The following is a 23,410-nucleotide window of genomic DNA, read 5'->3' on the forward strand; positions in this document are numbered from 1 at the left end:
ATTATAGTAAGAGTCAGGTATGTATGGAATGAAGTTTTATGGTATAATAGAAGGGCTAGCCTAGATTTTGTTAGGCTTTGACCATATGGAGGTGTTGAGCATGCCATTATCACCGCTGGATATACATAACAAAGAGTTTAGCCGTGGTTTTAGAGGTTACGAAGAGGATGAGGTGAACGAATTCCTCGACCAAATTATTAAGGATTATGAACAACTGATTAAAGAGAAGAAACGCTTAGAGGAGACGCTATCTTCAAGAGATGACCGCTTAGGACATTTCACAAACATTGAAGAAACGCTAAACAAATCCTTGATTGTAGCGCAAGAGGCTGCGAACCAAGTCATTGATAATGCGGATAAAGAAGCGAAGTTAATCGTGCGTGAAGCAGAGAAAGACGCGGATCGTATTTTGAGTGATTCGCTATCAAAAGCTCGTAAAATTGCAATCGAAATTGAAGACTTGAAACGTCAATCTAAAGTGTTCCGTGAACGTTTGCGCTTGCTTGTAGAAACGCAAATGGATTTAATTAAGAGTGATGATTGGAAGCAATTGATGGAATATGAAGTCGATGCAACCGAATTGAAATCAGCAGAACCAGAGAAATTAGAAGTAGTAGAAGAAAACGATATCGAAAAGCTATAATAGAGACAAGTACACGTTCTGAATACAATCTATTTTAAAGCGAGCTGGTGATGGTGAGAGACCGGCAATAGGATAGAAGGTGGAAATCACTCGGGAGCTCTTTTTTTGAAAGGTATTCGTGCCAATTAGGAAGAAGCGTAAGTCGGCGTTAACGATGTAACGAAGTGGGCAAAGATATGAGATCGATGTCAACAAGGGTGGTACCGCGACTATTAGACTCGTCCCTTTTTTGAGGGAGGGGTTTTTTGTGTTGAAAAGCGAAAACGGCTCGTCTAGCTCCGAAAAAAACTGGAGTAGCCGCAAGAAAAAACCGCTTTTGTTTTTTGTGGAGGGTGTGAAGTTTTCGAGGAGTTGGCCGTTGTAGCTGGATTTGAAAATGAGGTACGCAAGCCTTGTGAGATACAAGAGAACAAAAATGACTATATACAAAGGAGAATGAACTGATGGAATACAAAGATACGTTATTAATGCCAAAAACAGAATTCCCAATGCGAGGTAATTTACCGAATAAAGAGCCGGAATGGCAAGCGAAATGGGAAGAGATGGATTTATACGACCAAATTCAACAAAAAAATGCGGATAAGCCTACGTTTATTTTGCATGATGGGCCGCCGTATGCGAATGGTGAGCTACATATGGGCCATGCGATGAATAAAGTAATCAAAGACATGATTGTTCGTCAAAAATCGATGAGCGGTTTCCGTTCGCCGTATGTTCCTGGTTGGGATACGCATGGTTTACCGATTGAACAGGCGCTAGCGAATAAAGGTGTAAAACGTAAGGAAATGTCTGTTGCAGAATTCCGTAAACTTTGCGCAGAGTATGCGTATAAGCAGGTGGACATTCAACGTACAGGATTCAAACGTCTTGGCGTGACTGGTGAGTGGGCTAATCCGTACATCACGTTGCAACCAGAGTATGAAGCGGAACAAATCAAAGTTTTCGGTGAGATGGCTAAAAAAGGCTATATTTACAAAGGGAAGAAACCGGTTTATTGGTCTCCATCTAGTGAATCTGCTTTGGCTGAAGCGGAAATTGAATATCAAGATAAGAAATCTGCCTCGATTTTTGTGGCGTTTAAAGTAACGGATGGAAAAGGTGTGCTAGAAGAAGGCACGAATATCGTGATTTGGACAACGACGCCGTGGACGATTCCTGCGAATATGGGGATTACGGTGAATCCAGACTTAGAATACGTGGTTGCGACGGTTAATGGTGAAAAATATGTGGTTGCAGAAGCGCTATTCGAAAGCCTCCGCGAAACATTAGGCTGGGAAGCGGCTGAGGTTGTGAAAACAGTGCGTGGCTTAGAGCTTGATCGCGTTGTGACGAAACATCCATTTTACGATCGTGATTCCTTGGTGATGAACGGTGGTCATGCGACAGCAGAAGCTGGTACTGGAGCGGTTCATACGGCACCTGGACACGGGGAAGACGACTTTATCATCGGCCAAAAATATGGCTTAGAGACATTGGCGCCACTAGATGATCGCGGCGTTTTTACAGACGAAGCACCAGGTTTTGAAGGCGTGTTTTATGATACAGCGAACAAAATGGTGACGGAGAAATTGGAAGAAGTCGGCGCGTTATTAAAAATGGAATTCATTACGCACTCGTATCCACATGATTGGCGTACAAAGAAACCGGTTATTTTCCGTGCGACACCGCAATGGTTTGCATCGATTAATGCATTCCGTCAAGAGTTGTTAGACGCTGTGCAAGGTGTGACTTGGACGCCTGCATGGGGGGAAACGCGTTTATTCAATATGGTTCGCGATCGTGGGGACTGGGTTATTTCGCGTCAACGTGTATGGGGTGTTCCGCTTCCGATTTTCTACGCGGAAAATGGCGATTCTATCATCACGGATGAGACGATTAACCACGTTTCAGAATTATTCCGCGAGCATGGATCGGATATCTGGTTTGAGCGGGAAGCAAAAGACTTATTACCCGCTGGATTCACGCATGAAGGTAGTCCAAATGGTGAATTTACCAAAGAGAATGATATTATGGATGTTTGGTTCGATTCAGGATCAAGTCACCAAGCCGTTCTTGAAGCGCGTCCTTACCTGAACCGCCCGGCGGATCTTTACATGGAAGGCTCTGATCAATATCGCGGTTGGTTCAACTCCTCGTTAACGACAAGTGTGGCTATCAGTGGCGAAGCGCCGTACCGCAACGTTTTAAGTCATGGTTTTGCCTTAGATGGTGACGGTCGTAAAATGAGTAAATCGCTTGGAAACACGATGCTTCCAGGGAAAGTTATCAATCAATTAGGCGCGGATATCGTGCGTTTGTGGGTTGCTTCTGTAGATTACCAAGCGGATGTGCGTATCAGTGACAATATTCTAAAACAAGTGTCGGAAGTCTATCGTAAAATTCGTAACACGATGCGTTTCTTGCTTGGAAATATTTCTGATTTTACGCCAGCAACGGATGCGATTGCGTATGAAAATTTACGCGAAGTTGATCAATATTTACTAATTAAACTGGATGAACTCGTTAAAAATGTTCGTGCAAGCTATGATAAGTATGAGTTTTCAACGATTTATCACCAAATTAATAATTTCTGTACGGTAGAGCTTAGCCAATTTTATATGGATTTTGCAAAGGATGTTGTGTATATCGAAGCAGCAGGTAGCAAAGATCGTCGCGCGATGCAAACGGTATTCCATGAAGCGGTCGTTGTGTTGACGAAGTTATTGGCGCCAATTTTGCCACATACGGCGGACGAGGTTTGGTCGCATTTAACGGATCAAGAAGCAGCGAGCATTCATTTGACGGAGATGCCGAAAGGGAAGAATTATCCTGCGACAGAAACGATCACGGAGAAATGGGATCAATTCATGCGAATTCGCGATGTGGTTCAAAAAGCATTGGAAGAAGCGCGTAATGAAAAAATTATCGGTAAATCGATGTTGGCAAAAGTAACGCTGTTCGTGGATGGCGAAGCGAAGCAATTGTTTGATTCATTGGAAGGGGACTTCGCACAACTACTGATCGTCTCTGATTTTGAATTAGTGGAAGGCTTAGAAGGAGCGCCGGCCAATGCGGTGAAAGATCATCATGTTGCGGTTGCAATCACAGTAGCAGAAGGCGAAACATGCGAACGTTGCCGCGTTGTGAAGAAAGATGTTGGCGAGAATCATGATCACCCGACGTTGTGCAAACGATGTGCAGATATTGTGGTGGAAAACTACCAAAACTGATAAACGAATATCTGAGGTCCTATGATAGCTACTAGTGCTTAAAAAGGACCTTAAGTTAAGAGAAACGGAGGGACCTTGATGGCACATATTAACTTCATCAAAGTACATGGTTCGCAAAATGATTTCTTTCTTATTGATGAGACTAAAAATAATCTGAGCCATTGGCAAGATGCAGATCGAGCGAAGTTAGCAGTCCGTATTTGTGATCGAGATGAAATGCTCGGTGGCGCGGATGGCATTTTGTTCGTTTCGGAGAGCTCAGATAACGCCTCTATCGGCCGTATGCGCGTTTTTAATGCAGATGGCTCTGAAGCCTCGATGTGCGGAAATGGCTTGCGTACGGTGGCGCGTTACCTGCTAGAACAGCATGACTTACAACAAGCAACCGTCGAGACGATGAAAGCGACGCTCCACGTTTCGAAAGCAGAAGAAATCGGCACTGGTATTCCAACGTATCAAGTAGAAATTTCGCCGGTCTTATTCGCGCCTGAAACATTGCCGCTAAACTGGGACGAAGCGCAAATGATAGATGAGAAGGTTCCGGCGTTTGATGATGATTTACGTTTTTCAGCGGTAGCTGTGCCAAATCCTCATTTAATCACCTTTGTTGACCAGGCAACGCTCGACTCAGATAAACAAACGAAGCTTTCCACTTACCTTAACGGTGACAACCCTTATTTTACAGATGGTGTTAATGTTAGCTTTGTCAAAGAATTAGCAGAAGATACTATCTATGTTCGGACTTTTGAACGTGGTGTGGGCTTTACAAACGCTTGTGGAACCGCGATGTCGGCCTCAAGTCTGATGAAAAAACTACTTCACAATGATAAACTGGAAACGCCTGTTCATGTGTATAATAACGGCGGCCGCGTCAAAGTTACCGCCAGTAAAGATGCAGATGGCGCGTTACATTTGCAACTGATTGGTAATGCTACTTTTGTGTACCACGGAACGCTTGCTGTCACGGATACAACGATCAATCTGATTGAAAAAAGCGACACCGACGAACAAGCGCAGTATCAAGCAATGGTGGAAGAAGTGAAAACCTTCCTACAAAAAAAACAAGTGAAGTTAGGAGTAAATCTATGAATACAAATAAAAAGAAAGCCATACCATTATTCACAATTGGCGGTTTCGCCTTGTTGATTTTCGTTATTGTCGCATTGGCGGTTAATTCCGAACCACGATGGGTTGTCAAATTTGATTTAAACTGGATCAGTCGTATTCAAACAAACATAACGGCTTCGAAAACAAGCTTAATCGAGAATTTAACGTTATTCGGAAGTGCAGAAGTAGCCATTATTTTAACGCTTATTGTCGTTGCTATTCTCTTCATCTTACGCAAATTCGTCGTTGGCCTATGGTTTGGTGGAACTGTACTTGTGTGTGCGGTTCTGATGAATACAGTTCTTAAGCATATCTTTGAGCGGCCACGTCCAAACTTTGACCGTCTGATTGCAGAAACTGGTTTTAGTTTTCCGAGTGGGCACGCAACAGGTACGACCATTTTTTACGGTTTAGCAGCGATGTTCTTGATTTTCACTGTGAGACAAATGTGGGCTAAAATCGTGATTGGTGTCGTCAGCCTAGGCTGGATTTTCTTCATTTTATATTCGAGAGTATACCTTGGCGTGCATTATCCAACAGATGTTTTTGGAGGATTTCTATTCGGTATCGCCTCGATTTTCATCTCATTAGGCGTGTACTTCCTTGTCCGCGAACCACTACACAATTTACTTGTGAAATGGCGTATTAAAGATCGCAGTGTAATCAAGTAAACAAAAAAAATCGCGAAATATACCTGTTCCAGCCGGTCGACAAACACCCATTTTCTTCGTTAAAAGCTCCGTTCCGATGCTCACGTACTACAAGTACGCTCTGCTTCGTTACTCGCTTTTGCCTTGAAATTGGGCATTTGTCGGCCGGCTGGTTCCTCATGTTTTTTGCGATTTTTTCATGGAGCAAGAGTTGTCAAAATAATGACGCATATAGGTAAATATTACTTGCATTTTTGAAATGAAAGCGTTAAAATAATGATATCGGTAAGATTAGTATTACTTTTACTCTATATTGTTGGGATACTGTAGAGATGGTGATAATTATTCACACATTATAAAGGGTATTGAACAAGGCTGAATATCTTTTATAATATGTGAATTTTGAAATGAAAACCAAGGAAAGCTTGTTGTTCAGCAGTTTCCCAGTAAGTTTTATATTTGTAAAAGGAACATATTAAGAAAATTTTTGGAGGTTTTTGACACATGCAAGAAGGTACAGTAAAATGGTTCAATGGCGAAAAAGGTTTTGGGTTTATCGAAATGGAAGGCGGCGACGATGTATTCGTACATTTCAGCGCGATTCAAGGAGACGGTTTTAAAACACTTGATGAAGGTCAAAAAGTGGAATTTGAAATCGTAGAAGGACAACGTGGACCTCAAGCAGATAACGTAACGAAGCTTTAATTCTGCTGAGAGAACGCGAAATAGAGATTGAGCGATTACCTTTTGAGGAGGGTACTTGCTCAATCTTTTTTGTCATTCCCTTTTTTTTTCTGCGGTGCTAATTTGTTCAGACATTTCTGGAGTGTTGAGATTACTAGTTAGAAAAGCAGGAGTATGAGGTAGTTGTAGTTCGAACGCGGTTTGTTGTGCTACTTCGACGAGTCCCTCTACTAATTCATAATCAAAGACGTGGCCACCAACTTGTTTCAAATCATCAATAAAATGAAGATGATAACCAGGCGTGTCCAGACCTTGAAGATATTCAGGCGTCCAAAAACCTACAATAGTACCAGTAATATTTTCTGAAATATAAGTAGGTTGTGTTTTAACGGCTTCAATCAGCGGTGGATAGGGTTGACTTTGCTTTTTGACAACGCGTGTGTGCACGATGCGAAAGGTGCCGGTTACTTTAAGCGCATAAAAGAGATTGGGGCCTTGCGTTAGTGCTGCGACTAGTTTCTCCACTTCCTTTTTTGAGGTTAAATCATTAATTCGAAAAGAACTATCGGCTTCAAAAAAGGTGATGGAGGCATAGGGGGATGTATCAGTTGGAGCCATGTGGTAAGCGTTCCCGTCTTCTCGTATTTGATAAGCTATTCCGTCTAAGATGATGAGCTCACCGTATAAGCTATCTAATGTCCCAATACCAAAATCTCCGTGTAATAACAATTCCCGAAAATTGATAGAGCCTTCATAAAGACCACCAATCAGTGCAGCCATGGTGGAATGCTGGAAAAGTCGATTTTTTTTTATTCGTATTCATACGGCAACTCTCCTTAGATCATATTTTTAGAATAGCAAAGAAGTATATCATGCCATTATACACCAAAAAAGGGGGTTAGGACATAACCCAAATAAATCGGCGACAAGCGTTCGCATTCAAGGAGTTTGGCGGACTTCCGGTTCTCACGTACAGTCGTACGCTCCGCTTCCGGCTTCCACCAAACTCCCTGAATACAAACGCTTTCGCTCGATTTGTGTAAAGCATAGTTTTCGTCTTACCCGAATAATGAGCAAGTCGATTTTATCTTGTTTGGAGTTTTATCCCAGTCTGTCATAGATTTACTATTAAACAAGTAACGTATACAGCATTTGGTTATCATTAATCGGCATGAAACTAGGATCAAAAACAGCAATACGCTCGAGTAATTTTTCGTAGTCGTTGGGATCTTGAAGTAAGACACCGATAATAACTGGACCTTGATTACGGTTCACTTTTTTTTGTATATTCGAACTTAGTGATATCATCATATGGTCCTAGGACATCATTTACGAACTCACGCAAGGCACCTGGACGCTGTGGAAAATTGACGATGAAATAGTGTTTCAAGCCTTCGAAAACGAGAGAGCGTTCTTCAATTTCTTGCATCCGATTGATGTCGTTGTTACCACCGCTGACGATGCACACGACGTTTTTACCCTTGATTTGTGGACGGAAATGATTGAGTGCCGCAACAGATAGGGCCCCAGCTGGTTCCGCGACGATGGCTTGTTTTGTATACATATCAAGGATAGTAGAGCAAACTTCGCCTTCATCAACTTCCATGACTTCATCGACAAGTTGCGCGCAATGTTTATACGTCAGTTGCCCGACTTGTTTGACGGCAGCTCCATCGACGAATTTATCGATTTTTGGTAGATTGATAACTTTACCAGCGAGCAATGATTTGGCCATCGAAGGGGCACCGCTTGGCTCTACGCCAATAATGGTGGTATCTGGACGCACCGCTTTCACATAGGATGCAACGCCGGAAACTAAGCCACCACCGCCGATTGCAGCAAATATGAAGTCGCAGCTTTCCGAGCCTAGATCATCGAGCATTTCAACGGCAACCGTTCCTTGACCAGCGATAATATCTGGGTCATCAAACGGGGCAATAAACGCTTTGTTATGCTCCTCGCTAAATTTCTTAGCCGAATAAGCTGAAGCATCAAACGTATCACCAGTTAAGCGAACTTCGACAAACTCTCCACCGAAAAAGCGAACTTGCGATACTTTTTGTTGTGGCGTTGTCGTAGGCATGAAGATCGTTGCTGGTACGCCAAGTTTTTGGCACGTGAAGGCGACTCCTTGTGCGTGATTTCCAGCACTGGCGCACGTAACGCCGTTTTTCAGTTGTTCTTCGGTTAGTTGAGCGATGGCGTAATAGGCACCGCGTAGTTTGAACGAACGAACCCACTGTAAATCTTCGCGTTTTAAGTAGACGTTGCAGTCATATTTTTGTGATAAGTAGTAGTCTTTTTCGAGTGGCGTGTGCTTGACGATAGATTTTAACGTGTCATACGCATCAAGCACGTCTTGTTTGCTAACTAAAGCATCGACATCAACCATTTCCATAACATCCTCACATCCTCATTTTTAATAGGCGCGTGCCTTGTTTTCATAATCGGTAATCATAGATTCATGTGCCATTGTTTGGGCGATATCGTCGAGGCCTTTGATGAATTTCTCTTTCCAGGTCGCATCGATGTCAAAGTCATACGTGCCGACGGAGCTCATGACTTGTTGCTTCGGCAAATCGATGGCTATTTCTTCGTTCGCCGGAATCGCTGCCAGTTTCACGCGTGCTTCTTTTGGCAAACTAATGGGAAGAATACCATTTTTCGTGCAGTTCATGTAGAAAATATCACTGTAACCGCCGGCAATAATGACGCGGAAACGGTAGTCGAGCAGGGCCCAAGGAGCGTGTTCTCGACTGGAGCCACAGCCAAAATTCTCACCGGTGACAAGGATGGTAGCTTCTTGTCGGTCAGGCGCGTTCAGCGGGAATTCTGGGTTCAAGGAACGATCGGGAAGGTAGCGCCATTCGTCAAAGAGAAATTCGCCAAATCCAGTTCGTTCGATGCGCTTTAGAAATTGTTTCGGGATAATTTGATCGGTATCAATGTTATCATTCATGAGTGATACGGTTTTTCCTTTATGCAACACCATTGCTTCCATTTTGCCACACTCCTTTGCGAATATCGATAAATCGGCCGTGAATCGCTGCTGCTGCGGCCATTGCTGGGCTCACCAAGTGGGTTCGTGCGCCTTTTCCTTGACGTCCTTCAAAATTACGATTGGATGTCGAGGCACAATGAATGCCTGCTGGTACTTGATCGGGGTTCATGCCGAGACACATCGAACAGCCGGGCTCGCGCCATTCAAAGCCTGCGTCGATGAAAACTTGATCAAGACCGATGCGTTCTGCGGCAAGGCGGACTTGGCGGGAACCGGGAACAACCATGGCGCGGATACCGGATGCAACTTGGTGACCTTTCACGATTTGGGCAGCTTCTTCAAGGTCGGAAAGTCGTGAGTTGGTACAAGATCCGATGAAGACGTAACCGAGATCGATTTCGGAGGCCGATTGACCGGGTTCGAGTCCCATATATTGATAGGCGCGCTCGTCGTCGATACTTTCGATTGCTGGAAATGCTTGCGTGACTGGAACACCCATACCAGGATTTGTTCCCCAAGTAACGTATGGTGCTAGGTCGGAAACATCAATTTCGATATCACGATCGTATGTTGCATCAGGATCGCTAGGCAAGGTTTCCCAATCCGCGATAGCTGCTTCCCAATTGGTCGGTGCATATTCGCGACCTTTGATGTAGGCGAATGTCGTAGCATCGGGAGCCATCATCCCCATTTTAGCACCGCCTTCGATGGACATGTTACAGATTGTCATGCGTTCCTCCATCGTCATATTCCGAACGGCTTCTCCGTAGTATTCGACGGCATATCCGTTACCAAATGCGACACCATACGTTGCGATAAGATGCAGGATAACATCTTTTGCATACACGCCTTTAGGAAGCGTCCCGTTAATTTTGACACCCATTGATTTTGGTTTTTGTTGCCAGATGGACTGCGTAGCAAGGACATGTTCCACTTCACTCGAGCCAATGCCAAAAGCCATTGCTCCAAAAGCGCCATGTGTTGCGGTATGCGAGTCACCACATACGATTGTTTTGCCAGGCTGTGTTAGCCCCGTTTCAGGACCAACCATGTGCACGATTCCTTGGCGCTCACTACCAACATCGGCAAGCGTAACGCCAAATTCTTCACAATTTTTGCGAAGCGCATCGATTTGTTTTTTTTGCAACGACGTCATGAATGTTGAAAATATCTTCGGTTGGGACGTTGTGATCCATTGTGGCAAACGTACGATCCGTGCGGCGAACCTGTCTTCCTTCCATTCGCAATCCTTCAAAAGCTTGAGGGGAGGTAACTTCATGCACCAAATGCAGATCGATGTATAACAGTTGCGGTTCACCTTCTTTTCCAAATATGACGTGACGATCCCACAACTTATCGAACATTGTTTTAGCCATTGTTATTCTCCTCCTTTAACTCGTTTTTTAACTTCATTTGTAAAATCGGTGGTCGATGTATTTCCGCCAAGGTCTTTGGTTAAAAATCCAGCTTCCATTGTATCCGCTGCTGCTTTGTCAAGATAATTTGCCGCTTCGAAAAGCTGGAAAGACTGGCGTAGCATCATCGACACGGATGAAATCATCGACATCGGATTGGCAATATTTTGACCAGCGATATCAGGCGCGGATCCATGAATGGGCTCATACAGTGATGGACCAGATTCTGGATGACTCGCGGAAGGCAACATGCCAAGCGAACCAGTGATAACAGACGCTTCATCACTCAAAATGTCACCAAACATATTTTCCGTCACGATAACATCAAAAGTGGTTGGGCGTTGGATTAGAATCATGGCCGCGGCATCAACATAAAGATGTTCTAATGTGACTTCAGGATAGCGCTCGGCAACGCGTTCGATGACTTCGCGCCATAGCTTACTGGATGCCAGTACGTTCGCTTTGTCCACCGAAGTAACTTTATTACGACGTGTTTTTGCAAGTTCAAAAGCTTGTACTGCGATGCGCTCGATTTCTGAGGCCGTATACGTTAATGTATCCACCGCGCTGTTTTCATCCCAATGCTTCGGTTCGCCGAAATAAATACCACCAGTGAGCTCGCGGACCACGATAAAATCGGTGCCTTCTACGATTTCCTTTTTTAAAGGAGAGAGGTGTGCTATCGTGTTTGGGACTTGGATAGGGCGGATGTTTGCGAACAGGCCGAGTGCTTTACGCAAGGCTAGCAAACCTTGTTCTGGTCGTTTCGGTGCATTGTCCCATTTTGGACCACCAATCGCGCCAAGTAAGATCGCATCTGCTTTTTGACAAGCACTAAGTGTTGTTTCTGGAAGTGGATCTGACAAGGCGTCAATGCCGGCACCGCCAAATGGATGTGTTTCTATTTTAAAATCTAGTTGGAATTTCTCGGCGAGGGTTGCTAGAACTTCTAGACCGCTCGCCATGATTTCTGATCCAATCCCGTCGCCAGGAAGGCTGTAATGGAATAGGTCACTTGACTGGTACCTCCTCGTTTGTTTGTTGTTTTGCCTCATTCGCTTTTGCGCTGGCGTGAAGGTAAGATTTGGCAGAGGCGGTAAGGACATCGTTGTCAATACCAATTCCGTGATACGTTGCGCCGTCTTTGTCTTTGACGATAACATGAACCTCAGCTTGTGCATCGTGTCCCGCAGTAATCGCTTGAATACGATAATCCGTAAGCTCGACATCTTGCTCCATCAGGCGGTTAATCGTATTATAAATCGCCTCAATACTACCAGCCCCAGTCGCTGCATCTTCTAAAACAGAGCCGTCTTCCGTATGAATTCGTACAATCGCGCCTTGAATACCACCTGTCACATATTGCACTTGTAGGTGATTCAATTCGTAATCATCCGCTTTTTCGGACGTTTGACCAAGAATCAAGGCGTGCAAATCGTCTTCGGTTACATCTTTTTTCACGTCTGCCAAATGCTTGAATCGTTTAAACGCATCATTTTTCCTCATCGTCGGTCATTGTATAGCCAAGTTCCTCCATACGTGTTACAAAAGCGTGGCGACCAGATAGTTTACCAAGTGGCAACGAATTTTTCTCAACTCCAACAAGGGCTGGCGTGATAATTTCGTACGTCGTTGGCTCTTTCAAAACGCCATCTTGATGGATACCGGATTCATGCGCGTAAGCATTACCACCGATAATCGCTTTATTGCGCGGTACAGGCATTCCAGAAAGGCGGCTAATCAGGTCACTCGTTTTCTTCGTCTGATTCAAAATAATACCAGACTCCGATTTGTAGTAATCATTGCGAATGTGAAGCGCCACAGCAACTTCCTCAAGCGCGGTATTCCCAGCACGTTCACCAATCCCGTTCACTGTACCTTCGACTCGTCGCGCCCCATTTTCAATCGCAGCAAGCGCGTTCGCAACCGACATACCAAGATCATCATGACAATGCGTGGAAAAAATAACTTCATCAAAACGCGGGATACTCTCACGCAAGTAGCGGAAGAGGGCGCCAAATTCCGTCGGGTTCGTAAAGCCAACCGTATCCGGAATATTAATTACCGTCGCCCCAGCATCGATCGCCGTCTGCACAGCCTCAACAAGAAAAGCAGGATCCGTACGCGTCGCATCTTCCGGCGAAAACTGAACGATTGGGAAAAGTTTACGAGCATGCGCGACATGGTGTTTGATCGATGCCAAAACCTGCGGCCTGCTCATGTTTAATTTATGCTTCATATGTACATCACTCGTAGCAAGAAAAACGTGGACTTGGGCATTCGCCGCATCACGAAGCGCTTCATACGCCCGGTCAATATCACGTTCTACAGAGCGTGCCAAACCACAAACTGTAGCCGTTTTAATCACATTAGCAATCTCTTTCACGGAATGAAAATCACCGTCCGATGCAATTGGGAATCCGGCTTCAATCACATCAACCCCGTATGTTTCAAGCTGACGTGCAATTTGGATTTTTTCTTGCTGGTTAAAATTAACACCCGGCGTTTGTTCACCGTCACGTAGGGTCGTATCGAAAAATTGAATATAAGCCATAATTATTCCACTCCTTAGTTTTAGAACTAGCTATACCCTAACTATAAGTGTAGAAGAACACTGCCAATTTTATTTAGTAGGATTCTATCTTCGCTTTAAACAAATCGAGCGAAAGTGTTTGTATTGTTGGGGCTGTATATCACTATGTTTCTAACAGCTCCAACAATACGAACGCTTATCGCCGATTATTGCGGGTATGCTCGTCTTCAGTTACTTGGTTTGACGAAAGGCATCATTTCGCGCAAGCTCGCACCAACCGATTCGATTTGGTGTCCTTTTTGTTCTGCGCGTAGACGATGGAATTCTTTGAAACCATTTTTATTATCATCAATAAATGCTTTGGCAAAGTTACCGTTTTGAATGTCCGTCAAGACTTCTTTCATTGCTTTTTTCGTGTCGCTCGTTACAACGCGTGGACCAGAAACGTAGTCGCCATACTCTGCTGTATTCGAAATCGAATCACGCATTTTTTCCATGCCGCCTTCATACATCAAGTCAACAATCAGTTTCAACTCGTGCAATACCTCGAAGTAAGCAAGTTCTGGTTGGTACCCAGCTTCAACTAATGTCTCGAATCCAGCTTGTACTAAATGCGTTGTACCGCCACATAATACCGCTTGTTCGCCAAATAGATCCGTTTCCGTTTCTTCTTTAAATGTCGTTTCGATAACACCAGCACGAGTTGCGCCGATGCCCTTAGCGTAAGATAGCGCCACATCTGTTGCTTTTCCAGTAGCGTCTTGGTAAACCGCGAATAAACCTGGAACCGCGCCACCTTCCACGAATGTACGACGAACTAAATGTCCCGGACCTTTCGGTGCTACTAAGAACACATCCACGTCAGCAGGTGGTTTAATTACGTCAAAATGAATGTTAAAACCATGCGCAAAAGCTAAGGCATTTCCAGCTTCTAAATTCGGCTTGATTTCAGCTTCATAAGTATCTCCTTGCGTTTCATCTGGTAAAAGGATCATCACAACGTCAGCCGCTTTCGTAGCATCTGCCACAGATAAAACTTCAAAACCGTCATTGCGAGCAGCTTCTGCAGATTTTCCTTCACGAATCCCAATAATGACATTGTTTCCGTTATCGCGTAGGTTTTGCGAATGTGCATGGCCTTGTGAACCATAACCAATTACTGCAACTTTCTTACCTTGTAACGCGCTTTCTTGTACCGAATCTTCATAATAAACTTTTGTCATTTTCCTAACCTCCATAAATTATCTTTATATATTTCTCAGAAAAAGGTTTTCTGGGATTCAAAATGATTATTTAGCGCTACGAGTAAAACCAGTAACACCGGTGCGAGCCATTTGTTGAATGCCGTATGGGCGAATGCTGTCAACAAACGCATTGACTTTTTCACTCGTTCCCGCGACTTGCACAACAACGCTCGTTTTACCAACATCGATAATCGTCGCACGAAACGGCTCAATAATTGAATTAAGTTCCGCTCGTGTCGTCGCTGGGGCGTTGACTTTAATTAAAGCCAGTTCACGCTCCATATGCGGATCATCGGTAATATCACTTACTTTTAGCACATCAATTTGCTTGTTTAACTGTTTCGTCACTTGTTCAATTTCATAGAGTGAATCGACATGAACGACGATGGTAATACGAGAAACATTCGGCGTTTCCGTCCAGCCAACAGAGATGCTATCAATGTTGTATTGACGGCGAGAAATAACACCGGTAATCCGATTCAGCACACCACTTGAGTTATTAACAGTTGCTGTAATGATACGTCGCATTTATTCCACTCCTTCCATTTGATGATTCGCCTTGCCTGGTGGAATCATTGGTAGTACAAGCTCACTAGGCGATACAACGCAGTCGATAACAATCGGACCAGGATAAGCAAACGCTTCTTCTAAATCGGCTGCCAATGTTTCTGGATCCGTCAATCGAACGCCTTTTACACCATAAGCCTCCGCAAGTTTCACAAAATCGGGCTGACTTTGGAAAATGGAGTGGGAGAAGCGTTCATTGTGGAACTTCTCCTGCCACTGCCGTACCATGCCAAGCGATCCGTTATTAATAATGACCGTTTTCAAATTAATATGGTAGTCATTCAAAATCGCGAGTTCCTGATTCGTCATCTGGAAACCACCATCGCCGACAAAAGCAACAACCGTTTGTTCTGGATAGGCGAGCTGTGCACCGATAGCCGCTGGAAAACCGAAGCCCATCGTACCAAGTCCGCCACTCGTCATAATTTGGTGATCATGACGGAACGGATAAAATTGCGCGACCCACATTTGGTGCTGTCCAACATCGGTTGCAACAAGCGCTTTGCCATCTGTGATTTCCCCGATAATTTCGATTACTTTTTGCGGTTTTATTTCCGCTTTAGAATCACGATTATACGTGAAGGGATGGCGTTCTTTACGCGTCATATTTAGCTTGTACCAGTGCGTTTTGTCCGCTTCCTCCGTCACATTCATTTCCAGCAATTGTGTCAATGTTTCTTTAATATCCGCAACAATCGGAATTTTCGTTGTTAAGACTTTGCCGATTTCCGCAGGGTCAATATCGATATGCGCAATCACCGCATGTTTCGCGAATTCTTGTGGCGAACCAACCATTCTATCATCAAACCGCGATCCAAAATTAATGAGCAAATCAGGATCCGTCAGCGCCATGTTTGCAGCATACGAACCGTGCATTCCGCCCATTCCGAGGAAGAGGGGATGATCTTGTGGAAAACTACCAAGTCCAAGTAGCGTGTTCACGACTGGAATTTGATAACGTTCCGCAAAATCAAGCAGTTCAGCCGTCGCGCGTGAATGATTCACGCCAGCGCCAGCTAAGATAACGGGTTTGCTAGAAGCGGCTAAAGCTTGCATCAATTTTTCAAGTTGCATGCCATTTGGCTTCACGGTAGGCTGATAACCTGGCAAGTTAATCGTGTCATCATTGACCCTATCGGTTGTCGCGATAGACATATCTTTTGGCAAATCAATCACGACTGGACCTTTTCGACCTGTTGTGGCAATATGGAAAGCTTCTTTAATAATTCTAGGGATATCTTTCACATCGCGTACTTGGTAATTATATTTTGTAATCGGAATCGTTAAGCCAATCATGTCGGCTTCTTGGAACGCGTCTTTCCCGATACCAGGTGTGGCAACTTGGCCAGTGAAAACGACCATTGGGATCGAATCGCTCATCGCGTCCGCAATTCCCGTTAAAGCATTCGTTGCACCAGGCCCACTTGTAACGACGACAACGCCAGCTTTCCCAGTGACGCGAGCATAACCCTCCGCTGCATGCACCGCGCCTTGTTCATGACGCGTCAGAATATGAGGAATGTCGCAATCATAAAACGCATCATATAGTGGCAACACAGCACCACCGGGATAACCAAAAATCATCTCTACATTCTGTGCGTTCAAAGCATCAATTAAAAGCTCTGCTCCGCTTTTTGTCGTCGTTTCCTTCTCTACTTTGATCATTTTCTTCACCTCTCCTTATCACTCTAAGAAATCATCCGGAAGTTGCAGTACGCCACCAGTATGAGCTGATGTCACGAGTGCAGCGTAGCGCGCCAGATAGCCTTTTTTAATTTTAGGAACAAATTTAGGAATCCCAGCGCGGCGTGCCTCTAAAACGTCAGGAGCCACTTCCACGTTCAGCGTCCGATTCGGCAAGTCAATCACGATCGTATCGCCATCTTCAATCAAGGCAATCGGGCCACCAGAAGCGGCTTCGGGAGAAATATGACCAATCGCAATCCCGCGTGTCGCACCAGAGAATCGACCGTCCGTAATCAGTGCCACATCTTTTCCAAGTCCGCGTCCAACGATAGAAGACGTCGGAGCAAGCATTTCCGGCATTCCTGGACCACCACGAGGACCTTCATAGCGAATCACAACGACATGACCTTCGCGAACCGTATGATTATCAATCGCTTCTACAGCTGCGTCATGAGAATCGAAACAAATCGCTTTCCCTGTAAAGACGGATACCGATGGATCCACACCGCCGACTTTGATTGCCGAACCTTTTGGCGCAATATTTCCGAAGAGGATGGAGAGACCACCCGTTTTTGTATACGGATTTTCTTTTGGATGAATCACGTCCGTATTATTAATTTTCGCATTTTCCACATTTTCACGAATCGTTTTACCAGTCACCGTAATCCGATCGGGATGAATCGCATTTCCGAGCTCAACAAGTTCTTTCATAATGGCAGGAACGCCACCAGCCTCGTGGACATCATGCATCGAGTACGCAGAGGACGGCGCGATTTTGGAAAGGTAAGGAACACGACTCGCGATTTCATTAATGCGCTCCAAATCGTAATCAATCTCCGCTTCATTCGCCAAAGCTAGCACGTGCAATACGGTATTTGTTGATCCGCCCATCGCCATATCTAGCGCAAAAGCATCATCAATCGCATCACGCGTAATAATGTCGCGAGGACGAATATCTTTTTTCACAAGATCCATCAAGTGGAAAGCCGATTCGCGAATCAACTCACGACGCGCCTCTGATACAGCAAGCGTCGTCCCGTTGAACGGAACAGCCATACCAAGCACTTCCATTAAGCAGTTCATCGAGTTCGCTGTAAACATCCCAGCACACGATCCACATGTTGGACAAGCATTCGCTTCCATATCTAAAAATTCTTCTTGGGACATGCTACCTTCTTTAAAAGCACCAACCGCTTCGAATACAGAAGAGAGTGTCAAGGCTTTACCCGTTGCAGAAAGCCCAGCCTTCATCGGGCCACCAGAACAGAAGATTGCCGGCACGTTCGTACGCACAGAAGCAAGCAACATACCAGGCGTAATTTTGTCACAGTTTGGAATGTACATAACGCCGTCAAACCAGTGGGCATTGATAACCGTTTCCGCAGCATCCGCGATAACTTCACGACTTGGAAGGGAATAACGCATCCCAATATGACCCATCGCAATCCCATCGTCGACACCAATCGTATTAAATTCGAAGGGGATACCACCAGCTTCACGAATCGCTTCTTTCGCAATATCCGCAAGCTCACGCAAATGCACATGACCTGGAACGATATCGATATAAGAGTTACAAATGGCGATAAATGGCTTATCCATATCACCTGGACTTTTGATTTGACCGGTTGCATGTAGAAGACTCCGAGCTGGAGCTTGTTCGACACCTTTTTTGATTTTATCACTACGCATGAGCATATTCCCCGTTTCTTTATTATAATTGTTGGTCGAAGCTGAATTTTTAGAATATATCAACTAGCATGACCTTTTAAAGTGAAAAATGACATTGATAACGCATCTTGGCAACAAAAAAGCATCCCATTTTTGAGTAAAAAAATGGGATGCCTAGATAAGAATCCCATTTAATGATAAACAGGATCTAAACGACTGCTTGTTTTAAACAGTGTTCCAGACCCTTGCTAGAGTAATAAAATTGTAATGACGTCATTTTGGTTGGATGTTTTCATAAGTCATTAACTCCTCTAATCAAATTTATCAACAATGAGATACTTTGTAATTCGTATGTAGCCTATGTGAATTCAAATAAATATCAATCAATGTAATATTATTATTAATTATAGCTTTTGCCGGGGAAATGTCAACCGTTATTTGAAAATTTGTTGCTTTTGGATTTCATTGAAAAACTAGAATACATAGCTAAATCAATTGGTATATAATAATGTAAGCGCGTACAGTTATGTTGAAAAAAGTTTTCAAAAAATTAGTATGTGGTGATAATAACAGGTGACATTCTGCAAAAAGTTTGCGTAATGAGGTAGAATTTGATAATTTTAGAGGGAAGGTATATTGAAACGGAAAGTCAGGTATGGACATGGGAAAACTAGAAACGGAACGGTTATTGTTAGTGGAATACAATTTAGATTGGATTAAGGCGACAATTGCGGGCGTGGATGAATTAGAACGAGTATCAGGCTATGAGGTGTCCAGAGACTGGCCTGGCATCGATTTCTTTTTTTACCTACCATACGTATTGGAAAATGTAAAAAAAGAGCCAGAGATGACGAAATGGACGCATTTAATCGTGTTGAAAGAAGAGAACAAGGTTATCGGAGAAATTGGTGGACAAGGCAAGCCAGAAGAAACTGGGGAAATCGAGCTAGGATATAGCATTGTGCCAGCTTATCAAAATAATGGGTATGTGACAGAAGCGCTAGCCGAACTGTTGGTATGGCTAAAAAAACAGCCAGAAATTAAGCGCATTTTTGCTCGAAGCTTTGAGAGTAATCCTCATTCAATCCAAGTTTTGCGAAAGTCTGGATTTTTATATCAGCCGAAATATGATAAAACGGAGGCTCGTGGTAAGATTGTTTTGTGGGAATACCCAATGGACGAGGAGAACTTATGATTATTATACCATCAGGAAAGCCGAAGATTTGGGACAAACAGGAGGATGCAGGGCCAGTTATTGCTAGGCAGGCGTACATAGGGAATTTTCATTGTTTATGCCGAGCCTATGCTGAGAAATTTGAGGGAGAATATTTGATTTTATCACCGAAGTATGGCTTTTTAACGCCTGATTCAGTTGTTATTGGGACGTATGATGTGAGATTTACAGCACGAGGTGTGACGGCAGAGACGATTTCGTTAGAGGAATTAAGGCAGCAATGGAAAGCGCTCGGAATCAATCAGGAGACAATAATGATGCTGGGAGGAAAGAAGTTTGAGCTTTTACTATCAGCGATTACAGATGGGAAACAAGGATTTACATTCCCACTTCACGGAACAAGAGGAATTGGCGACATGCAAAAAAGGCTGCGCACAGCGATAAACACCGGCGAGCCTTTTGGTTTATAGTCCTTATCGATACAAACGCTTCCGCTTGATTTGTGAAGGCTCCACCTTAAATTTAGCCAATCGTAGAAATAATAAGCAGTGCGATGCCGATGAGCAGGAACATCACGCCCATATCGGTATTTTTGCGTATGAAAAAGTAAATCGTTTGTAAAAATACAAGGATGGCGAGTGCAAGTACAATCGTGTGGAGCATGTGTGTCACTTCCTTACTCTTGAAAAATAGCCTTGATTTTGTCGAGCAGACTGACTTTGCCAGTAGTGTCTTCTGTGATGACTGGTGCTTCATGAAGATGTGTATCTTCGCGGTTGATTTCGTGATCTTCTGCTAGTACAAGGCCAATTGGCGTATCATCATCTTCGCGTGCCACAATCGAGAATGGCATCTTATGCTTTTCTGCCAGCATGATATAAGAACGCAATATTTCATAGGAAATGGAGCCGTTTAAGAGTAGTTTTGCCTTTGGATGGTCTTTCATTTCCTGTTCTAATTCTTTGGTACAATATTTCTGAAAAACTTCTTGTTTACTCATCTGGATTTCGATTCGTTCTCGAAATGTACCAAGATATTTTTTGCGTTCGGCTGGATTGATTTCCTTTGCGCCATGGATACCGCGATCGATATAATCGTCAATGCTTTGTGGCATATGGATTCTCCTTTTACTGTGTATTCTCCTTAAGTGTAACATGGATTTGTGAAAAAAGGAACAACGTTGGGGATAAGGGATGAAAATGTGAAAAAACTCCCGGCTTGTTTTACCCACGAATACGTGAAGTAAAACAAGCCAGGAGTTTTTCAGCTTTGTTGTGGGTCTTAGGAAATGTTCTGTATTTCCTTAGAGCCTCAATATGAGTGCGAACGTAGGGAGCATTCGTTCCATGTACTGCGTCATGTTCCGAGCCTCCGGATCCAGCTTCAACGGCCAACTCCTCGAAAACTTCACGCCCTCCACAAAAGCAAGAGCGGCTTTTTATTGCGGCCGCTCCAGTTTTTGTCGGAGCTGAACGGGCCGTTTCAGCTTTGTTGTGGGTCTTAGGAAATGTTCAGTATTTCCTTAGAGCCTCAATATGAGTGCGAACGTAGGGAGCATTCGTTCCATATACTGCGCCATGTTCCGCGCCTTCGGATCTAGCTTCAACGGCCAGACCCTCGAAATTTTCGTGCCCTCCGCAAAAACCAAGTGTGGGTTTTCACTGCGGCCCCTAACAAATTTTTTCGGGTCTAACGGGCCGTTTCAGCTTTTCTCTATTCAAACCACTCAAACCCATCTTGTGACACCAATTTGTCTGCTTCTTTTGGTCCCATTGTGCCCGATGTGTAGTTCGGGAAATGTTCTTTCGTATTCGACCAGACCGAGGCTACTTTGTCAACGAAATTCCATGATAGGGAAACTTCATCCCAATGTGAGAAGTATGTCGCGTCGCCATTTAGACAGTCTTGAATCAGTTTTTCGTAAGCTTCAGGTGTGTTCATGCCATCTGGTGACGAATGGGCGTAGTTGAGATTCACAGGCATTGTCAGCATTCCTTGGCCAGGTTCTTTGACATTCATGTGTAGCGTGATACCTTCGTCTGGTTGAATATGTATCACCAGTACATTTCCTCCAAGCGATTGGCCTGGTCCAAAGAGGTTCATAGGTACATTTTTGAACTGAATAGCAATTTGCGTGGTTTTCTTTGCGAGACGTTTACCAGTTCTAATATAAAATGGAACGCCGCTCCAACGGAAATTATCAATCATGAGTTTTGCTGCAACAAATGTTTCGGTATTAGAATCGGTATCGACGTTCTCTGCTTGGCGATAACCGAGCAGTTCTTTGCCATCCACTTTTCCAGGGCCGTATTGACCACGCACGAAATATTTGTACACATCGTCGCCTTCAATAACACGTAAAGAACGGAGTGCGCGCACTTTTTCATGGCGAATTTCTTGTGTCGTTAATTTAATCGGTGGCTCCATCGCAAGTAAGGATACGATTTGCAAAATATGATTTTGAACCATATCACGAAGCGCGCCACTTTCTTCGTAATAACGACCACGATCCTCTACACCAAGCGTTTCACTCAATGTTACTTGGACGTTATCGATATAGCGATTATTCCAAAGTGATTCAATGATAGAGTTCGCAAAACGAATCACGGAAATATTTTGGATCATTTCTTTGCCTAGATAATGGTCAATGCGGTAAATCTCGTTTTCATCAAACGCTTGACGTAACGACTCATTCAGTTCTTGGGCACTTGCTAAATCACGACCGAATGGCTTTTCGATGATCAGACGGCTAAATCCTGCATTATCGACAAAACCTTCTGACTTTAATCGACTTGCGATAGTTCCAAAGAAATTTGGCGCCATAGCAAGGTAAAATAGGCGATTTCCTTGTAGGTCGTATTTTTTATCGAGTTCATCAGATAAATCTTTAAGCTCGACATACGATTCACGATTGGTTACATCGTGTGATTGATAGTAGAAATGTGAAGCAAAATCTTCTGGATTGAAGCCTTCTTTTTCGATGCCTTTCAATGATTCCACAACTTTTTCACGGAAGAAATCATTGGTCCATGGACGACGAGCTGTACCGATCACTGCGAAATTTTCTTTTAAAAAGCCTTTCGTGAAGAGATGGTATAGCGAAGGGTAAAGTTTTCGATTTGCCAAATCTCCCGTACCGCCAAAAATAGTAATTAAAGCTACTTGTTCTTTCACTTCTGTCATACGTGCTTACCCTCTTTCTTTTTTTCCAATGAGGCATTAAGAATACATATACTCATAGTCGCCCTCATTATTCCTTACTATTTTAGCCGTTTGATTTCTAATGTGCAACTGATTGAACCGGAAAAGTCGGAAAAGGTTAGTGATGGGAGTGCCATAAATGGGCTAAATATGGTATGATAAATAGCGAATTAGAGAAAGGATTGTGAGACAAAGATGGAATTGATTTTTCTCGGAACAGGAGCGGGTGTCCCTTCCAAAGGCCGTAACGTAACGGCAATTGCGCTCACGATGCTAAATGAACGAAACAGTATTTGGCTGTTTGATTGTGGGGAAGCGACGCAACATCAGATTTTGCGAAGCTCGATTAGATTAAGTAAGTTAGAAAAAAATTTTTTATTACGCACCTACATGGGGATCATATTTTTGGCTTGCCTGGACTTCTTAGCAGTCGTTCTTTTCAGGGTGGCGAAACGGAGCTTACGGTGTATGGGCCTGTGGGGATTGCGAATTATATTCGGACGAGTTTAGCGGTGAGCGGCACGCATTTGAAGTATCCGCTTGAAATTGTGGAAATTGATGATGAAGTCGTGTTTGAAGATGCTACTTTTTAAGGTTGTTTGCCGAGAACTTGATCATGGTATTTTGA

The 23,410-nt window shown here is 43.9% G+C and carries 17 protein-coding genes, 4 pseudogenes and 1 other annotated feature; of the genes and pseudogenes, 8 read left to right on the forward strand and 13 right to left on the reverse strand.

Annotated features, from left to right (window positions below; genetic code table 11):
* The first annotated feature begins 100 nt into the window (after nucleotides 1-100).
* The 5 genes from PCORN_RS10455 (at nucleotide 101) to PCORN_RS10475 (ending at nucleotide 6,314) form a co-directional block, all read left to right on the forward strand.
* Nucleotides 101-643, forward strand: a complete 543-nt coding sequence (locus PCORN_RS10455; RefSeq protein ID WP_036080160.1) for a DivIVA domain-containing protein — start codon at nucleotides 101-103, stop codon at nucleotides 641-643.
* Nucleotides 631-872 (forward strand) — a binding site (T-box leader). Its footprint overlaps the gene before it by 13 nt.
* Nucleotides 873-1,086: 214 nt before the next feature.
* Nucleotides 1,087-3,852, forward strand: a complete 2,766-nt coding sequence (gene ileS, locus PCORN_RS10460; RefSeq protein WP_036080161.1) for an isoleucine--tRNA ligase — start codon at nucleotides 1,087-1,089, stop codon at nucleotides 3,850-3,852.
* A gap of 78 nt (nucleotides 3,853-3,930) precedes the next feature.
* Complete coding sequence (dapF, locus tag PCORN_RS10465; protein ID WP_036080163.1) at nucleotides 3,931-4,941, forward strand: diaminopimelate epimerase; 1,011 nt, start codon at nucleotides 3,931-3,933, stop codon at nucleotides 4,939-4,941.
* On the forward strand, nucleotides 4,938-5,630 hold the full coding sequence (locus PCORN_RS10470) for a phosphatase PAP2 family protein (RefSeq protein ID WP_036080166.1): 693 nt from the start codon (nucleotides 4,938-4,940) through the stop codon (nucleotides 5,628-5,630). The genes dapF and PCORN_RS10470 overlap by 4 nt, the downstream gene beginning before the upstream one ends.
* A 483-nt stretch (nucleotides 5,631-6,113) precedes the next feature.
* A complete protein-coding gene (locus PCORN_RS10475) occupies nucleotides 6,114-6,314 on the forward strand; it encodes a cold-shock protein (RefSeq protein WP_036080169.1) in 201 nt (66 codons plus the stop codon).
* 72 nt (nucleotides 6,315-6,386) lie between these two features.
* Here the strand turns inward: PCORN_RS10475 and budA are convergent, their stop codons facing one another.
* The 10 genes and pseudogenes from budA to ilvD all read right to left on the reverse strand — a co-directional run bounded on the left by budA (nucleotide 6,387) and on the right by ilvD (nucleotide 18,428).
* A complete protein-coding gene (gene budA, locus PCORN_RS10480; protein WP_036080171.1) occupies nucleotides 6,387-7,112 on the reverse strand; it encodes an acetolactate decarboxylase in 726 nt (241 codons plus the stop codon).
* Between the two features lie 309 nt (nucleotides 7,113-7,421).
* Nucleotides 7,422-8,691 (reverse strand): annotated as a pseudogene (gene ilvA, locus PCORN_RS10485) (threonine ammonia-lyase).
* Nucleotides 8,692-8,712: 21 nt separating this feature from the next.
* Nucleotides 8,713-9,294 carry a 3-isopropylmalate dehydratase small subunit gene (gene leuD / locus PCORN_RS10490; protein ID WP_036080174.1) on the reverse strand — a complete coding sequence of 194 codons (582 nt, stop codon included), beginning with the start codon at nucleotides 9,292-9,294 and terminating at the stop codon, nucleotides 8,713-8,715.
* Nucleotides 9,272-10,670: pseudogene (gene leuC, locus PCORN_RS10495) on the reverse strand (3-isopropylmalate dehydratase large subunit). Before leuC ends, leuD begins: the two are co-directional and overlap by 23 nt.
* A 2-nt stretch (nucleotides 10,671-10,672) precedes the next feature.
* The gene (gene leuB, locus PCORN_RS10500) at nucleotides 10,673-11,764 is read right to left on the reverse strand and encodes a 3-isopropylmalate dehydrogenase (RefSeq protein ID WP_051999394.1); all 1,092 of its coding nucleotides are present in this window, start codon (nucleotides 11,762-11,764) and stop codon (nucleotides 10,673-10,675) included.
* A pseudogene (locus PCORN_RS10505) lies at nucleotides 11,721-13,263 on the reverse strand (2-isopropylmalate synthase). The gene leuB and the pseudogene PCORN_RS10505 overlap by 44 nt, the downstream one beginning before the upstream one ends.
* Before the next feature lie 206 nt (nucleotides 13,264-13,469).
* Entirely contained in the window at nucleotides 13,470-14,465 is a 996-nt protein-coding gene (gene ilvC / locus PCORN_RS10510; protein WP_036080179.1) for a ketol-acid reductoisomerase, read from the reverse strand.
* 66 nt (nucleotides 14,466-14,531) lie between these two features.
* Entirely contained in the window at nucleotides 14,532-15,014 is a 483-nt protein-coding gene (gene ilvN, locus PCORN_RS10515) for an acetolactate synthase small subunit (protein WP_036080183.1), read from the reverse strand.
* On the reverse strand, nucleotides 15,015-16,718 hold the full coding sequence (gene ilvB / locus PCORN_RS10520; RefSeq protein ID WP_036080186.1) for a biosynthetic-type acetolactate synthase large subunit: 1,704 nt from the start codon (nucleotides 16,716-16,718) through the stop codon (nucleotides 15,015-15,017).
* 18 nt (nucleotides 16,719-16,736) lie between these two features.
* A complete protein-coding gene (gene ilvD / locus PCORN_RS10525; RefSeq protein WP_036080217.1) occupies nucleotides 16,737-18,428 on the reverse strand; it encodes a dihydroxy-acid dehydratase in 1,692 nt (563 codons plus the stop codon).
* Between the two features lie 640 nt (nucleotides 18,429-19,068).
* Between ilvD and PCORN_RS10530 the strand changes: the two genes are divergently transcribed.
* Together PCORN_RS10530 and PCORN_RS10535 are read left to right on the forward strand one after the other, a co-directional pair.
* Nucleotides 19,069-19,602, forward strand: a complete 534-nt coding sequence (locus tag PCORN_RS10530; RefSeq protein WP_036080189.1) for a GNAT family N-acetyltransferase — start codon at nucleotides 19,069-19,071, stop codon at nucleotides 19,600-19,602.
* Nucleotides 19,569-20,051: a DUF6884 domain-containing protein gene (locus tag PCORN_RS10535; protein ID WP_420912028.1), complete on the forward strand. Its 483-nt coding sequence runs from the start codon at nucleotides 19,569-19,571 to the stop codon at nucleotides 20,049-20,051. Before PCORN_RS10530 ends, PCORN_RS10535 begins: the two co-directional genes overlap by 34 nt.
* Before the next feature lie 52 nt (nucleotides 20,052-20,103).
* On the opposite strand, the gene PCORN_RS19040 is transcribed toward PCORN_RS10535, so the two are convergent.
* The 3 genes from PCORN_RS19040 to zwf all read right to left on the reverse strand — a co-directional run bounded on the left by PCORN_RS19040 (nucleotide 20,104) and on the right by zwf (nucleotide 22,764).
* On the reverse strand, nucleotides 20,104-20,244 hold the full coding sequence (locus PCORN_RS19040) for a hypothetical protein (protein WP_103034920.1): 141 nt from the start codon (nucleotides 20,242-20,244) through the stop codon (nucleotides 20,104-20,106).
* A gap of 13 nt (nucleotides 20,245-20,257) precedes the next feature.
* Entirely contained in the window at nucleotides 20,258-20,695 is a 438-nt protein-coding gene (locus PCORN_RS10540) for a YueI family protein (RefSeq protein WP_036080195.1), read from the reverse strand.
* 599 nt (nucleotides 20,696-21,294) lie between these two features.
* Nucleotides 21,295-22,764: a glucose-6-phosphate dehydrogenase gene (gene zwf / locus PCORN_RS10545; protein WP_036080198.1), complete on the reverse strand. Its 1,470-nt coding sequence runs from the start codon at nucleotides 22,762-22,764 to the stop codon at nucleotides 21,295-21,297.
* A 213-nt stretch (nucleotides 22,765-22,977) separates the two neighbouring features.
* On the opposite strand from zwf, the pseudogene PCORN_RS10550 reads away from it, so the two are divergent.
* Nucleotides 22,978-23,410, forward strand: a pseudogene (locus PCORN_RS10550) (MBL fold metallo-hydrolase); the annotation flags it as partial.

It is taken from the genome of Listeria cornellensis FSL F6-0969, from assembly GCF_000525855.1.
GTDB lineage: Bacteria > Bacillota > Bacilli > Lactobacillales > Listeriaceae > Listeria_A > Listeria_A cornellensis.

Coding starts and splice junctions, on each gene's coding strand:
- PCORN_RS10455 (WP_036080160.1), top strand. CDS start 101: ATGCCATTATCACCGCTGGATATACATAACAAAGAGTTTAGCCGTGGT.
- ileS (WP_036080161.1), top strand. CDS start 1,087: ATGGAATACAAAGATACGTTATTAATGCCAAAAACAGAATTCCCAATG.
- dapF (WP_036080163.1), top strand. CDS start 3,931: ATGGCACATATTAACTTCATCAAAGTACATGGTTCGCAAAATGATTTC.
- PCORN_RS10470 (WP_036080166.1), top strand. CDS start 4,938: ATGAATACAAATAAAAAGAAAGCCATACCATTATTCACAATTGGCGGT.
- PCORN_RS10475 (WP_036080169.1), top strand. CDS start 6,114: ATGCAAGAAGGTACAGTAAAATGGTTCAATGGCGAAAAAGGTTTTGGG.
- leuD (WP_036080174.1), bottom strand. CDS start 9,294: ATGGAAGCAATGGTGTTGCATAAAGGAAAAACCGTATCACTCATGAAT.
- leuB (WP_051999394.1), bottom strand. CDS start 11,764: ATGAGGCAAAACAACAAACAAACGAGGAGGTACCAGTCAAGTGACCTA.
- ilvC (WP_036080179.1), bottom strand. CDS start 14,465: ATGACAAAAGTTTATTATGAAGATTCGGTACAAGAAAGCGCGTTACAA.
- ilvN (WP_036080183.1), bottom strand. CDS start 15,014: ATGCGACGTATCATTACAGCAACTGTTAATAACTCAAGTGGTGTGCTG.
- ilvB (WP_036080186.1), bottom strand. CDS start 16,718: ATGATCAAAGTAGAGAAGGAAACGACGACAAAAAGCGGAGCAGAGCTT.
- ilvD (WP_036080217.1), bottom strand. CDS start 18,428: ATGCGTAGTGATAAAATCAAAAAAGGTGTCGAACAAGCTCCAGCTCGG.
- PCORN_RS10530 (WP_036080189.1), top strand. CDS start 19,069: ATGGGAAAACTAGAAACGGAACGGTTATTGTTAGTGGAATACAATTTA.
- PCORN_RS19040 (WP_103034920.1), bottom strand. CDS start 20,244: ATGCTCCACACGATTGTACTTGCACTCGCCATCCTTGTATTTTTACAA.
- PCORN_RS10540 (WP_036080195.1), bottom strand. CDS start 20,695: ATGCCACAAAGCATTGACGATTATATCGATCGCGGTATCCATGGCGCA.
- zwf (WP_036080198.1), bottom strand. CDS start 22,764: ATGACAGAAGTGAAAGAACAAGTAGCTTTAATTACTATTTTTGGCGGT.